This window comes from Arthrobacter flavus, from assembly GCF_039526005.1.
GTDB classification, from domain to species: domain Bacteria; phylum Actinomycetota; class Actinomycetes; order Actinomycetales; family Micrococcaceae; genus Arthrobacter_D; species Arthrobacter_D flavus.
In genome coordinates this window covers 333808-345618 of the sequence record NZ_BAAAIJ010000047.1, presented here as the reverse complement: position 1 = coordinate 345618, position 11811 = coordinate 333808, and the positions used below count along the sequence as shown (strand labels likewise).

Genomic DNA, 11811 nt, shown 5'->3' with positions numbered 1-11811 from the left:
ACATGAGCGACACTCTCATTGATGTGGTGACAGCCGTTCTCATGATCGGTGGGGCGCTGATGTCTGTTGCTGCCGGCGTCGGGCTGCTCCGTTTCCCGGACCTCCTCACCCGGATGCACGCGGCAACCAAACCGCAGGTACTGGGACTGCTGCTGTTCCTTCTGGCGCTGGGGTTGCAGATGCGTAGCTGGGCACTGATCCCGGTCCTGTTGCTGTGCTGGATCTTCATGCTCCTGACCGTCCCCGTCTCAGCCCACATGGTGGGCCGGGCGGGATACCGCACCAAACACCTGCGACGCGACCTGCTCAGCATGGATGAACTGGACGAGGTAGTGGAGAAAGCCGCCAACAAGAAAGCGCCCGGTCGGAATCCGACCGAGCGCCCCGACGAGACGTAAGTAAGACCTACGTCAGGTCGCGGGTCTTCGCGAACCGGTTGGCTGCCCGCTGCGTGGTGCGGTTGGTCAGGACCTGCAGGACGGCGCGGACGGCGCCGGAGATCAGCGCGAACGCGACGGCGGAACGGAGGCTGTTCTCAAGTCCATCCTCATCCTTCGGTGACGCTTTGCCGGTGGTCTTGTGCCAGATGAAATCCACGAGCTTGGCTCCGGCGATGCCGGCGCCGAGGCTCAATGCTACGCCCAGCAGTTTCACAAGCTGATTCATGGTGTCTCCTTCGATGGTGGCTCTTTTCTCAAGCCTAGCGTTTCCTGTTGAGGTGAGGCGCACCCAAGCGGCCGGTGCCCACTCCGGCCGCCGTGGTGGGTAGGAACCTCTCAGGTGTAGAGTTGAAGTTGCTAAACATACGACAGGGGAGCGCCGTCCACCCAGGTGGACGGGCGCTGAGAGTGCGGCCTACCGCAGACCCTCGAACCTGATCCGGCTAGTACCGGCGAAGGGAGTCGAGTATCTCAGGGTGCCCGGCCGATGGCACCCGCCATGGGCACGGATACCCTCCCCTCCTGTACCTCAGGAGGTAAATTCACATGGCTTCATCAACTGCAGTAACTCAAAACACTCAGACGCTGCGCGGCCGATATCAGTGGCGCGTGGTCGACATCGTCGTGGCCTCGGTGGTGGCGGTCGCCGTCGGGGTGGTGTTCTTCGCCTGGTCCGCCGGCTACACGGGCATCGCCGCCTTGACCGGAGCGTTCCCTCCGTTGGCTGGCCTGTACACGGGTGGCTGGCTGATCGCGGGGGTGCTGGGCGGTCTGATCATCAGGAAACCCGGAGCAGCCATCTACTGTGAGGTGTTGGCTGCGGCGGTTTCGGCGCTGCTCGGCACCCAATTCGGGTTGACCACGTTGCTCTCCGGGGCCATCCAGGGCCTCGGGGCCGAGCTGATTTTCCTCCTGTTCCTGTACCGCAAGTGGAACCTTGGGGTGGCTTTGCTCGCCGGGCTCGGCGCAGGTCTGGCTCTCGCGATCAGTGAGAACATCCTCTACAACGCCCTCTGGGCCGTCGAATGGCAGCTGATGTACGTGGTGTTCGCCTCGATCTCGGGCGTGATTATTGCTGGCCTGCTGTCCTGGCTGGCAGTCCGTGCACTGGCCAAAACGGGGGTGTTGTCGGCTTTCGCCTCCGGACGAACGGCTGACGTCTAACCGGTATGGCAGACCACGGAAACACGCCGTCGGCCGTCAGCATCAGCGCGCAAGGCTGGAGCTGGCGGCACGCCGGCCGGAAAACCCCGGCCGTCCGGAACATTGAGCTGACGGTGGCGCCCGGGGAGCGGGTGTTGCTGCTGGGCGCGTCAGGGTCCGGAAAGTCGACCCTGCTGCACGGGCTGGCAGGTGTCCTGGGCGATGACGGGCAGGGCGAACAGCACGGTTCCCTCACCCTCGACGGCCGGCCTCCCGGCGAAGTGCGTGGTCGTGCGGGGCTGGTGCTGCAGGACCCGGACTCTCAGATTGTGCTCGCCAGGGTCGGCGACGAGGTGGCCTTCGGCGCCGAGAACCAGGCCGTACCGCGCGATCAGATCTGGGAGCGGGTTCGGCGTGCGCTCGACGATGTGGGTCTTGAGGTGCCGCTGGACCGGTCCACCAGTGCGTTGTCCGGCGGTCAGAAGCAACGCCTCGCGTTGGCAGCGGTGTTGGCAATGCAGCCCGGGCTCCTGCTGCTTGACGAGCCGACCGCCAATCTCGACCCGGCTGGCGTGCTGGAGGTCAGGGACGCCGTCGGGCGCGTCCTGGACCGCACCGGCGCCACCCTGGTGGTCGTCGAGCATCGGGTGGCGGTGTGGGCCGATGTGGTGGATCGGGTGGTGGTGCTGGCGGCCGACGGCGGGATCCTCGCCGACGGCCCCCCGGACACGGTACTGACCAATGCGTCAACCCGGGCACGGCTGGCGGCTGCCGGAGTCTGGATCCCCGGTCATCAGCCGCCGGTTCCCACGCAGCTGCCCTCACCGGGGGAGGAGCTGCTTACCTCCAGCGGACTGTCAGTAGCGCGGGCCAAGCGGGGGCCCGCGGTGCTCGACGGCGTTGACGTGACCCTCAACGCCGGCTCATCCCTGGGCATCGTAGGCCCCAACGGTGGCGGAAAATCGACGCTCGCACTGACCCTCGCCGGGTTGTTGCCGGTGCGTGGGGGCCAGGTGGAGGCGTCCCCGGCACTCTCCCGTGGAGCTGGGAGTAGCCCGCACGCCTGGAAGTCGGCGCAACTGGTGAGCAGAATTGGGACCGTGTTCCAGGAACCCGAGCACCAGTTCCTCACCAACCGGGTGATCGACGAGTTGGAATTTGGTCCACGGCGGTTAGGGGGTGCTGACGAGGCGGCCCTCCGGCGGCGGGTGGATCCCATCGCCGAGCGGCTGAGGCTGACCTCCCTGCTGCAGGCAAACCCCTTCACCCTCTCCGGGGGTGAAAAGCGGCGGCTGTCGGTGGCGACCATGTTGGCAACCGACCCGGACATCCTGGTCCTGGACGAACCGACCTTCGGGCAGGATGCCAATACCTGGGCCGAGCTCGTCGCGCTGCTTGCCGAACTGATCCAGGCCGGCGGCAGCCTGCTGGCGGTCACCCACGACCAGGAATTCACGGAGGCGCTGGGCAGCAGGCTGCTGCGGGTCGCCGGCGGCAGAGCCGAAGTGGTGGTGCATCCGTGAGCGTTGACGTGCTGACCCCCCATCTCACCGGGCGGCTCCTGACGCGGGCTAACCCGCTATCCAAACTGTTCGCTGCCGTGCTGGTCACCGTGGTGGTGATGCTGAGCATCGACTGGGTCAGCGCCGCCGTCGTCCTCGGGAGCGAGCTGCTGCTGCTCCCTCTGCTGGGGATCAGCGCCTGGCAACTGCTGAAGCGGACCTGGCCTTTGGTGCTGGCGGCAGTGGTAGCTGCCTACGGTACAGCGCTGCTTGCCGAGAAGACCGGCGCTGTCCTGCTGGAGTTCGGCCCGATTCTGTTGACCCAGGACTCCGTGAATTCGGGTCTGGCGATTGGTCTCCGCGGGTTAGCCATCGCCCTCCCCGGAATTTTTCTGTTGACCACTACCGACCCGACGGACCTGGCCGATGCCCTGGCGCAGAAGCTGCGAATGCCGCACCGGTTTGTGCTCGGCGCGCTTGCGGGGCTGCGCCTCGTCGGGCTGCTGGTGGACGAGTGGCGGACTCTCGGACTGGCCCGGCACGCCCGCGGGGTCGGGTTTGAAGGCAATCCAGTAGCCCGGCTGAGGAATTTCCTGGGGCAGGGGTTCGGTCTGATCGTGCAGGCGATTCGGCGGGCCACCCGGCTTGCGGTGGCGATGGAGGCGCGCGGATTCGGAGCCGGCGACCGGACCTGGGCGAGAGAGAGCACCTTCACCCGGCTGGACCTCTGGGTCTGCCTGGCCGGGGTGCTGATCGCCGGGACCGCGGTCACGGCGGCGGTGTGGGCGGGGACGTGGAACTTCCTGATCGGCGCAACCTAGGGCCGCCGGGCGGCGACCTCGGCGGCCCGCTTCCGAAGATGGTTCCGTTCGGCGTCGTTCCCGCACAGGGTGATGGCTACCTCGAACGAGGCGACCGCCGCCAACGGACGGCCAGCCCGCGCAAGGAATTCCGCCCGGACCGCCGGGAGACGGTGGTGGTGCGGGAGTCGACTATCAAGGCCTACCAGGAGCGCCAGTCCCGCCTCCGGCCCCTCGACCTCCATCACCGCGACGGCTCTCGCCAGGCGAACGACCGGCGATCCGGTGAGGTCCTCCAATTCGGCGTACAAGTCGGCAATCCGCCGCCAGTTGGTAGTGGCGGACCGCGCGGCGACCGCGTGTTCGGCGGCAATCCGGTCCGGCAGCAGTGCATCGAGCACCCCCGCCAAGCGGATGGCTTCGGCCGCTGACGAGGTACGCAACGGTTCCTCACCGGTTGCCGGGGCGTACCCGGACGTGAAGACGAGGTAGATGACGGCAGCGACAACGTCCAGCCGGTCGGCCAACCGGTCGGGTGCCGGAACAGTGAAGGGAATGCCCGCCGCAGCCACCTTCTTCTTCGCGCGAGTAAGCCGGGCTGCCATGGTTGACTCCTGCACCAGGAACAGGCGGGCAATCTCGCCGACCGACAGCCCGCTGACGAACCGGAGGCAGAGGGCGGCACGGGCATCGGGTGACAGCGCCGGGTGGCAACAGGTGAAGAGCATCCTGAGTCGCTCATCGGGAATATGCCCGCCGTCGTCGACGGCCGTGGCCGCCGCCACCCGGGCTTCAGCGTCCACCACCATTAACGGTTCGCGACGTCGGGCGATAGTCTCCGACCTCACCTGATCCAGTGCCCGACGGCGGGCGGCAGTGAGCAGCCACGCGGCGGGCGAATCGGGTATGCCGTCCGCCGGCCAGGTGCGGACCGCGGCGGCGAAGGCGTCAGCCAACGCATCCTCCGCCAGGTCCAGGCGGCGGAAGCGGCCCACGAGCAGCGCGAGCAGCCGTGCCCAGTGTTCCTGCCAGGCCCGCTCAAGCGCAGCGGCTGCGTCATCGGACGGGTCTGGCATTGGCCAGGAATCCGGTCAGTAATCGGTGATGGGACGCAACTCCACCGTGTATTCGGGCAGCAGCTTCACCAGCTCCACCGCCACATCAAGGTCGGGCACGTCCAACACGTAAAACCCTCCCAGCTGCTCGGCGGTTTCGGCGAACGGCCCGTCGGTGAGACTCACCTCGTCGCCGCGGCGGCGCACCGTCGTCGCGGTCGAGACGGTGGCGAGCGCCTCTCCCACGACAAGCTTTCCCTGCTGACGGGCCGCCTCGGAAAAGGCGTCGTGCTCGGCCATGTACTGCTCCACCTCGGCCTCGGTGGCGTTGGCCCAGATCGACTCATCCTGGTACAAAAACACTGCAATTTTCATTTAGCTGCCCTCGCCTGGTCGAAGGGTCGCCCGGATTTCGGCCGGCCCGGTGGTATCAGCCAACAACTCATTGACGAGTTTCGCCAGTGCCTCAAGGTCGTCGGTTTCAACCAGGTAGAAACCGCCCAGCTGTTCGGCGGTCTCCGTGTACGGACCGTCGGTCATACCAACGCTGCCACCGCGCAGGATTTTCGCCGTGGTGGACGGCCGCAGTTCGGCGCCGCCCGTCATGATGTGCCCGTCCTCGGCGCAGCGCCTGGCGAACTCCGTGTGCCGGCCATAGGTTTCGGCGCGCTTCCCGGGCGTTGCTTCCTGCCAGGCCACCTCGTTGTCGTGGAGCAGGATGATGTACTCGGTGCTCATCGTGCTACCTCCTATCGTCTAGGGGAGGACGCCGTGTGCGTCGCTCGTGTCCATGACGGTCGGGGTAGGCCGAAATCGACAGCCGGTCTCAGGAAATTTTCGCCACCAGTTCCGACAGCTCCCTGGTGAGCTCAGGGGTGGTGGTGATCGACTGACCGTCGAGCGAGTTGACCGGTGCGAGGAGACGGATGCTGGAAATCAGCCACACGCCGTCGGCGTCGTACAGGTCAGCGGGCACCAGCGGGCCGTACCCGAGCTCCCAGCCGGCGGCCTTCGCGACGGTGAACAGCGCACTCTGGGATGTGCCGGGGAGGATCCCGCTCTCCAGCTGCGGTGTCAGCAGGGTCTTGACGCCGTCCCGGACCTTCGCCAGGAGGACCGTCGACGTCGGACCCTCCAGGACCTTGCCGTCCGATGAGGTGAAGATGACGTCGTCGGCGTCGTGGGCCCGCGCGTACCGGACCGCAGCCATGTTGACCGCGTAGGAGAGAGTCTTGGCACCCATGAGTAGCCACGGCGCCCGCTGCGCCACGGTGCTGTCATAGCCGCGTTCGAGGAACAGGACCGCAAGTCCATCCCTGCGCTGCTGCCGGGTTTTGGCTGGGACTGGTGCCACCTGAACCCATGCCGTCGGGGCGTCAGCTCCCTCAACCCCACGGGTGACCATGAGCTTGACTGCCAGCTCGGTGTCTGCCTGGACGCGAGCGCCGGCGGCGTACTCGTCGAGCGCGGTGGTGATGGCCCGCCGCCAGGCGTCCTCGGACGGGAGATCAAGGTCAAGGGCCCTGGCCGATGAGGCGAGCCGATCGAGGTGTGCCTGCACCTTACGGGCCTCTCCGTTGAGGGCTAGCAGGGACTCGAATATGCCGTCCCCGCGCGTCGCACCGAGGTCGGTCGCCATGAGCTGTGGCATCGATGCGTCGGCGACGCGGCCGCCGTCGTGGGCGGGATCCAGGAACACAAGAACAGTCATGCGATCAGCTTAGTTGCCTTACTGAAGCGGGTGACCGCGCCGCACCCGGCGAGTTTTTCTACGCCAACCGGCACCGGATAGAATTTCATCAGTAGTGTTACCAATGGCACGCGGCCTCGCAGCTACGAGGCCTCGCAGCTACGCGGCAGGCCCCACAGAATGGACAGTTATTGTGATCGGATTTATCGTTGCGGGACTCATCATCGGCGCGCTGGCACGGCTGATCAAGCCCGGGAAGCAGAACCTTGGCCTGCTGGCCACGCTCCTGCTGGGACTTGCCGGTTCAGTGATCGGCGGCGTGGTCGCCAACCTCCTCGACACGGGGGACATCTTCGAGCTGAACGTCCTCGGATTCGTTGTAGCGGTTATCGCCTCAGTGCTGCTGATCGGCGTCGCCGAGGGTATTAGCGGCCGTCGCAAAGTCCGCCGCTAGGGTAGCCGGGGGCCGATTCTTTCCAGAAACGGCCCCCGGCGCCAGCCTTGCCGGTTGCAAGCGGCGCATCTTGGTCTAGGGGCCGGTTCTGTGGGGAAACGACGCGCAGCGCCCATATCGCAGCCGATCCCAGACCGCAGGTCGATCCCGGACCGCGCCGGCCCCATTCATCGGCCCTAGCTATCCGGGAACGCTGCGCCGAGGCCTGAGAGCACCCCGAACGCCTTGGTGCGCACTTCTTCCCACTCGTCGTCCGGATCCGAATCGGCGGTGATCGCCCCTCCCACGCCCAGGCTGAGCCGGGTGCCGCCGGAGTCGTCCTCAAGCACCAGCGTGCGAATGACGACGGCGAGGTCCGCCGCCCCGTTCAGGGAGAAGTAGCCGACGGCGCCCGAATACACCCCGCGCGGGGCAGCCTCCAGCCGGTCCAGGATGGCCATGGTGCTGATTTTCGGTGCCCCGGTCATCGAGCCGGCGGGGAACGCCGCGGACACGGCCTCGGTCCGGGAAGCACCCGGCCGCAGCTGGGCGTCAATGGTGCTGACCATCTGATGCACGGTGGCGTAGCTTTCAATCTCACACAACCGGCTGACGCTCACGCTGCCGGGAACTGCAACGTGCGAGAGGTCGTTCCGCAACAGGTCGACGATCATGATGTTCTCCGCGCGATCCTTCAGAGAGTTCTGCAGGTCTGCCCGGAGGGCGAGGTCCAGCTCTGGGTCCGACGAACGACGGCGGGTGCCCTTGATCGGCTCGGCGCGCAGGGCGCCGCCGCCGCTCAGTTGCAGGAACCTCTCCGGAGAGGTGCTGGCCACTGCAAAATTGGGGAACCTGAGGAAATGGGCGAAGGGCGCAGGACTGGCCCGGCGCAGGGCGCGGTAAACCTCGAAGGAATCCAGGGCCGCCGGCGTGCGCGCGTGGAGAGAGGTGGTGAGACAGACCTCGTAGGTGTTGCCTTCCCGAATCTGAGCCTGGGCGTAGCGCACCTTGTCCAGGTAGCTGGAGCGGGTGTCGCGGGAGGTGAAGACCGGCGGTGGACCGGCGCTCGGGGCAGCGGTGTCGGCTGGGGCAGCTGTGGTGGCTGGGGCAACCGCGTCGCGCGGAGAAGCGGTGGCGCCCCCGATATTGAGGGTGTCTGCCTCCCGCACGGCCGACCGCGCTGTGGACAGCCAGTGCTGCACGTCCTGATCATGTCCGGGTGCGGTCAGGGTGAGGAGATAGGTTGCCTGCTGCTCGTGATCGAGGACCACAGCGCGGCCGGCAAAGATCAGGGCCGCGTCCGGGAGTGTGCCAGGAACCGCGGAACTGCCGCCGGTTTCCCGCTTGAGCTCATACCCGAGGTAGCCCAACCAGCCCAGCGTGAAGCCGCATCCATAGTCGCTGGGTGTGGGCATCTCCCGAAGATCCCAGACCGAATCGAGCCACCGGAAGAACGGGCCCGGGACGCGGGCCGTGACCTGCCCCGAGATGATCTCGGTTGCGCCGCTGGAGTGACGGGCAAGCTGCCCAAAGTGGCCGCCGTCGTCGGCGAGGATGCTGAACCGGCTGCGCCCTCCGCCCCCCGTAGCCGGGGCTGAACTGTCCAGCCAGACAGCATGCGCCGAAGACCCGTAGAGAGCGGCGAACAGGGCGGCGCCATCCGGGCAGCCGTCGTGACGTTCCACCTGCAGGGTGACGGCCCGGTGCTGTGCGCGCTCTGCCGCGAGCAGCGAACCGCACTGAGGCAGGCCGGTGAGGGCCCATCTGACCCGTTCGGGAGCCGACACATCCTGATGGCCGGCGACGATGAGGTCGGCGGTGAGCTGCGGTTGATCCCGGCTGAGCCACGTCTGCTCCTGCGCTGCCCACCGCTCCCAGAACGGCGCGTAGGTGTCTCCGTCGCGGCTCAGAGCCGTGGTGCGCCGGATATCCTCGGGTGCTTCCACCCAGATGCTGACGTCCAAAAGCCCGAGTGCGGCCCGGCAGGCCGCCCCCACACCCTCGACGATGACGACGTCGGCCGGTTCCGTGTGCTGCCCGGGCCCATCGTCGCCGGCATCCCAGTCCCACGCCCGCCACTCGGCGGTGTGCCCGGCGGCAAGGGGTTCCAGCACCGCTGAAACGTAGCGGTGCATTCCTGTTTCCAGCCCGTCCCAGCCCGGGTAGATGTCTTCGAGGTGAAACAGGCTCACGGTGTGATGCTCGCGGAGCAGCGCCGCCAGCTCGACGGCGAGGGTGGTCTTGCCGGCCCCTGAGCGACCGTCGATAGCAACGATCAACGGTGCGACGGCGGTCCCGCCTTTTGGTGCCATGGGCTGTTGATCCTCGGGTGGTGTTAGGCGACGGCGAGCAGAATGCCCACGGCTACAAACAGTAGGCCAAAGACCCGGTTGAGGACGATCTGCCCACGAGGATTCTGGGTGAACCGTCTGAACGATTTCGCGGTAGCGGCGTAGAAGAACCACATGACCAGGACGTCGATCGCCACGACCGTGCCGGCCAGGATGCCGTACTGACCCAACAGCGGCTCGGACGGCCTGATGAACTGCGGGATGAAGGCGAGGAAGAACACGATTGCCTTGGGGTTGAGAAGATTCACCCACAGCCCGCGGCGGAATAGGGAGAAGGCGCCCTCGGCTCGGCGGATCTCGGCTTGCTCCTCGAGATCCGGGGACTGCAGGAGTTTCCTGATCCCCAGGTAGACCAGGTAGGCGGCGCCCCCGAACCGGATGATATTGAACGCGACCGGTGAGCTTGCCACCAGGAGCCCAACTCCCGCCGCAACCACCGCAATGTGAACGAGGAGTGCTACCTGTTGCCCGAGGATGCCCCACATGGACCGGCGGAAGCCCACCGTGAGCGAGTTGCTCATGGTGTTGACGGCCCCGGCGCCGGGGCTGAAGCTGATCAGGGCCTGCGCTCCGAGCAGTGCCAGCCAGACAGAAAAAGTCACCAGCCAATCCTAACGGGACGTCGACGCCGCAATGCGGGCGATCCCGGTCCCCGCCCGGGAGACCGCCGAGGAGAAGGACGGTTGTCGGTGCCGTCTGCGACACCGCTTTCACCGCCCGGGAACCAGCCACCTGGCCGGTTTAGCGGTACATCCGGCGTTTTCCTCTGACCCTTTAAGACTCCTCGAGGAGGGCCATCGCGGCGCTGTGGCCACCCAGCCCACTGACTCCGCCGCCCCGTTGGGATCCGGCCCCGCAAAGCAGCACGCGCTGGTGATCGGTGGCGACACCCCAGCGCTGGGCGGGGGTCTCCAGGGGTGCGTCGTCCTCAGCGAACGGCCACGACAACGGACCGTGGAAGATATTCCCACCGGTCAGACCCAGGATCTCCTCCAGGTCGAGGGTGGTTTTCGTCTCGATGCAGGGCTCGCCGTCGCCGTCGCGCAGGATGCAATCCTCGATGGGCTCGGCCAGCACGCTGTTGAGCGATTCCAGCACTGCAGCCTGCAACTCGGCCCGCAGCACCTCGTGATCCGCGCTATGGGTCAACCGATGCGGGGTCTGCAGCGAAAAGACGGTCAGGGTGTGGGCGCCCGACTCGCGCAGAGAGTCAGACAGAATCGACGGATCGGCCAGGGAATGGCAGTAGATTTCGATCGGCAAGGGGGATGGGATCCTGCCGTTCTCCGCGGCGGTGTAGGCGGCGTCCAACTGCGAGTACAGCTCGTTGATGTGGAAGGTTCCACCGAAGGCCTGCTCGGGACTGATCTCGGGGTCCTTGAGTTTAGGTAGCCGCGAGAGCAGCAGATTGACCTTGACCTGGGCGCCCTCGGCCGCACCCGCGGTGGTTGCGAAACCGTCGGCACTCGGGCCACCCATCAGCCGGCCCAATACCGCGGGCGTGACATTGGCCAGCACATACTCGCCGGACACGCTCCGCATGGGGCCGTTCTCCTCCACCGGTAGGTAATGGACGACGCCGTTGGGTGCCACCGCTGTCACCTCGGCCCCCGTACGGATCTCTACCCCGGCGGCCAGCGCGGCCCGTTCCAGGGCGCCACTGACTGCTCCCATGCCGCCGACCGGAACGTCCCAGTCCCCGGTTCCGCCGCCGACGACGTGATAGAGGAAGCACTTGTTTTGCTGCAGGTCCTCGTCGGACGCCCGCGCGAACGTGCTGATCAAGCCGTCGGTGAGGAGTATCCCACGTACCAGATCGGACGCCACCGAGCGCTCGATCACGCGACCGAGCGGCTGTTCAATGAAATCGTTCCAGATCTCTTCGTCGCCGACCAGCTCCCTGGCCTCAGCGCGCCTGAGTAGCGGCTTCATAAACGTGGGCCACAGCCGTTCGGCGAGTGTCGCGGTGCCGCCGTAGAACTCGCCGAAGGCACCGGCATCATCACCCGCATCGATCCTGCGGAAGCTTTTCCGGGTGGCCCTGCGGTCCTCGTTGTCGACCAGCAGACCGGACGTACCGCCGGCTACCGGAGTGTAGGAGGAGTAACGTCGGCGGACCAGCTCCAGATCCAGCCCCAAATCATCAATGATCTGTTGGGGTAGGAGGCTCACCAGATAGGAGTACCGCGACAGTCTCGCTCCGGTGCCGGGGAAGGCCTCCGCCGAGACGGCTGCTCCACCCACCTGGTCCTGGCGTTCGAGGACCACCACCGAGCGGCCGGCCTTGGCCAGATACGTGGCTGCAACGAGCCCGTTATGGCCGCCACCCACCACTACAGCGTCGAAATGGTCCTGTCTGGCGCGTGATCGATCCATTGGTTCAGCCTAGCAACCAGC

General features: G+C 66.5%; 13 protein-coding genes and 1 riboswitch. Of the genes, 5 read left to right on the top strand and 8 right to left on the bottom strand.

The genetic code is table 11. The features are described from left to right. The first annotated feature begins 2 nt into the window (after positions 1-2). Entirely contained in the window at positions 3-398 is a 396-nt protein-coding gene (mnhG, locus tag ABD059_RS11665) for a monovalent cation/H(+) antiporter subunit G (RefSeq protein ID WP_343880183.1), read from the top strand. Between the two features lie 7 nt (positions 399-405). Here mnhG and ABD059_RS11660 read toward each other — a convergent pair whose 3' ends face one another. After that, the gene (locus ABD059_RS11660; protein ID WP_343880181.1) at positions 406-666 is read right to left on the bottom strand and encodes a DUF4235 domain-containing protein; all 261 of its coding nucleotides are present in this window, start codon (positions 664-666) and stop codon (positions 406-408) included. A 134-nt stretch (positions 667-800) separates the two neighbouring features. Further along, positions 801-918: riboswitch (TPP riboswitch) on the top strand. A gap of 68 nt (positions 919-986) precedes the next feature. Between ABD059_RS11660 and ABD059_RS11655 the strand changes: the two genes are divergently transcribed. The 3 genes from ABD059_RS11655 to ABD059_RS11645 are packed head-to-tail and all read left to right on the top strand — an operon-like array spanning position 987 to position 3906. Next, positions 987-1604: an ECF transporter S component gene (locus ABD059_RS11655; protein WP_343880179.1), complete on the top strand. Its 618-nt coding sequence runs from the start codon at positions 987-989 to the stop codon at positions 1602-1604. A gap of 5 nt (positions 1605-1609) precedes the next feature. Further along, entirely contained in the window at positions 1610-3106 is a 1497-nt protein-coding gene (locus tag ABD059_RS11650; RefSeq protein WP_343880177.1) for an ABC transporter ATP-binding protein, read from the top strand. Beyond that, positions 3103-3906 (top strand): energy-coupling factor transporter transmembrane component T family protein, encoded by an 804-nt coding sequence (locus ABD059_RS11645; RefSeq protein ID WP_343880175.1) that lies wholly within the window; start codon positions 3103-3105, stop codon positions 3904-3906. The genes ABD059_RS11650 and ABD059_RS11645 overlap by 4 nt, the downstream gene beginning before the upstream one ends. On the opposite strand, the gene ABD059_RS11640 is transcribed toward ABD059_RS11645, so the two are convergent. From ABD059_RS11640 to ABD059_RS11625, 4 genes are all read right to left on the bottom strand, one after another. After that, positions 3903-4961, bottom strand: coding sequence for an RNA polymerase sigma factor (locus ABD059_RS11640; RefSeq protein ID WP_343880173.1), 1059 nt, complete (start codon positions 4959-4961; stop codon positions 3903-3905). The two genes, ABD059_RS11645 and ABD059_RS11640, sit on opposite strands and share 4 nt — an antisense overlap. A gap of 15 nt (positions 4962-4976) precedes the next feature. After that, a complete protein-coding gene (locus ABD059_RS11635; RefSeq protein ID WP_343880171.1) occupies positions 4977-5315 on the bottom strand; it encodes a YciI family protein in 339 nt (112 codons plus the stop codon). Beyond that, positions 5316-5678: a YciI family protein gene (locus tag ABD059_RS11630; protein ID WP_343880169.1), complete on the bottom strand. Its 363-nt coding sequence runs from the start codon at positions 5676-5678 to the stop codon at positions 5316-5318. Between the two features lie 88 nt (positions 5679-5766). Next, the gene (locus tag ABD059_RS11625; RefSeq protein ID WP_343880167.1) at positions 5767-6651 is read right to left on the bottom strand and encodes an aminodeoxychorismate lyase; all 885 of its coding nucleotides are present in this window, start codon (positions 6649-6651) and stop codon (positions 5767-5769) included. A gap of 103 nt (positions 6652-6754) precedes the next feature. Between ABD059_RS11625 and ABD059_RS11620 the strand changes: the two genes are divergently transcribed. Next, on the top strand, positions 6755-7084 hold the full coding sequence (locus ABD059_RS11620; RefSeq protein ID WP_343880165.1) for a GlsB/YeaQ/YmgE family stress response membrane protein: 330 nt from the start codon (positions 6755-6757) through the stop codon (positions 7082-7084). Positions 7085-7260: 176 nt separating this feature from the next. On the opposite strand, the gene pabB is transcribed toward ABD059_RS11620, so the two are convergent. The 3 genes from pabB to ABD059_RS11605 form a co-directional block, all read right to left on the bottom strand. After that, positions 7261-9375, bottom strand: coding sequence for an aminodeoxychorismate synthase component I (pabB, locus tag ABD059_RS11615; protein ID WP_343880163.1), 2115 nt, complete (start codon positions 9373-9375; stop codon positions 7261-7263). A gap of 23 nt (positions 9376-9398) precedes the next feature. After that, the gene (locus tag ABD059_RS11610; protein ID WP_343880161.1) at positions 9399-10016 is read right to left on the bottom strand and encodes a LysE family transporter; all 618 of its coding nucleotides are present in this window, start codon (positions 10014-10016) and stop codon (positions 9399-9401) included. Positions 10017-10188: 172 nt separating this feature from the next. Next, positions 10189-11790, bottom strand: a complete 1602-nt coding sequence (locus ABD059_RS11605) for a phytoene desaturase family protein (protein WP_343880160.1) — start codon at positions 11788-11790, stop codon at positions 10189-10191. Between the last annotated feature and the right edge of the window lie 21 nt (positions 11791-11811).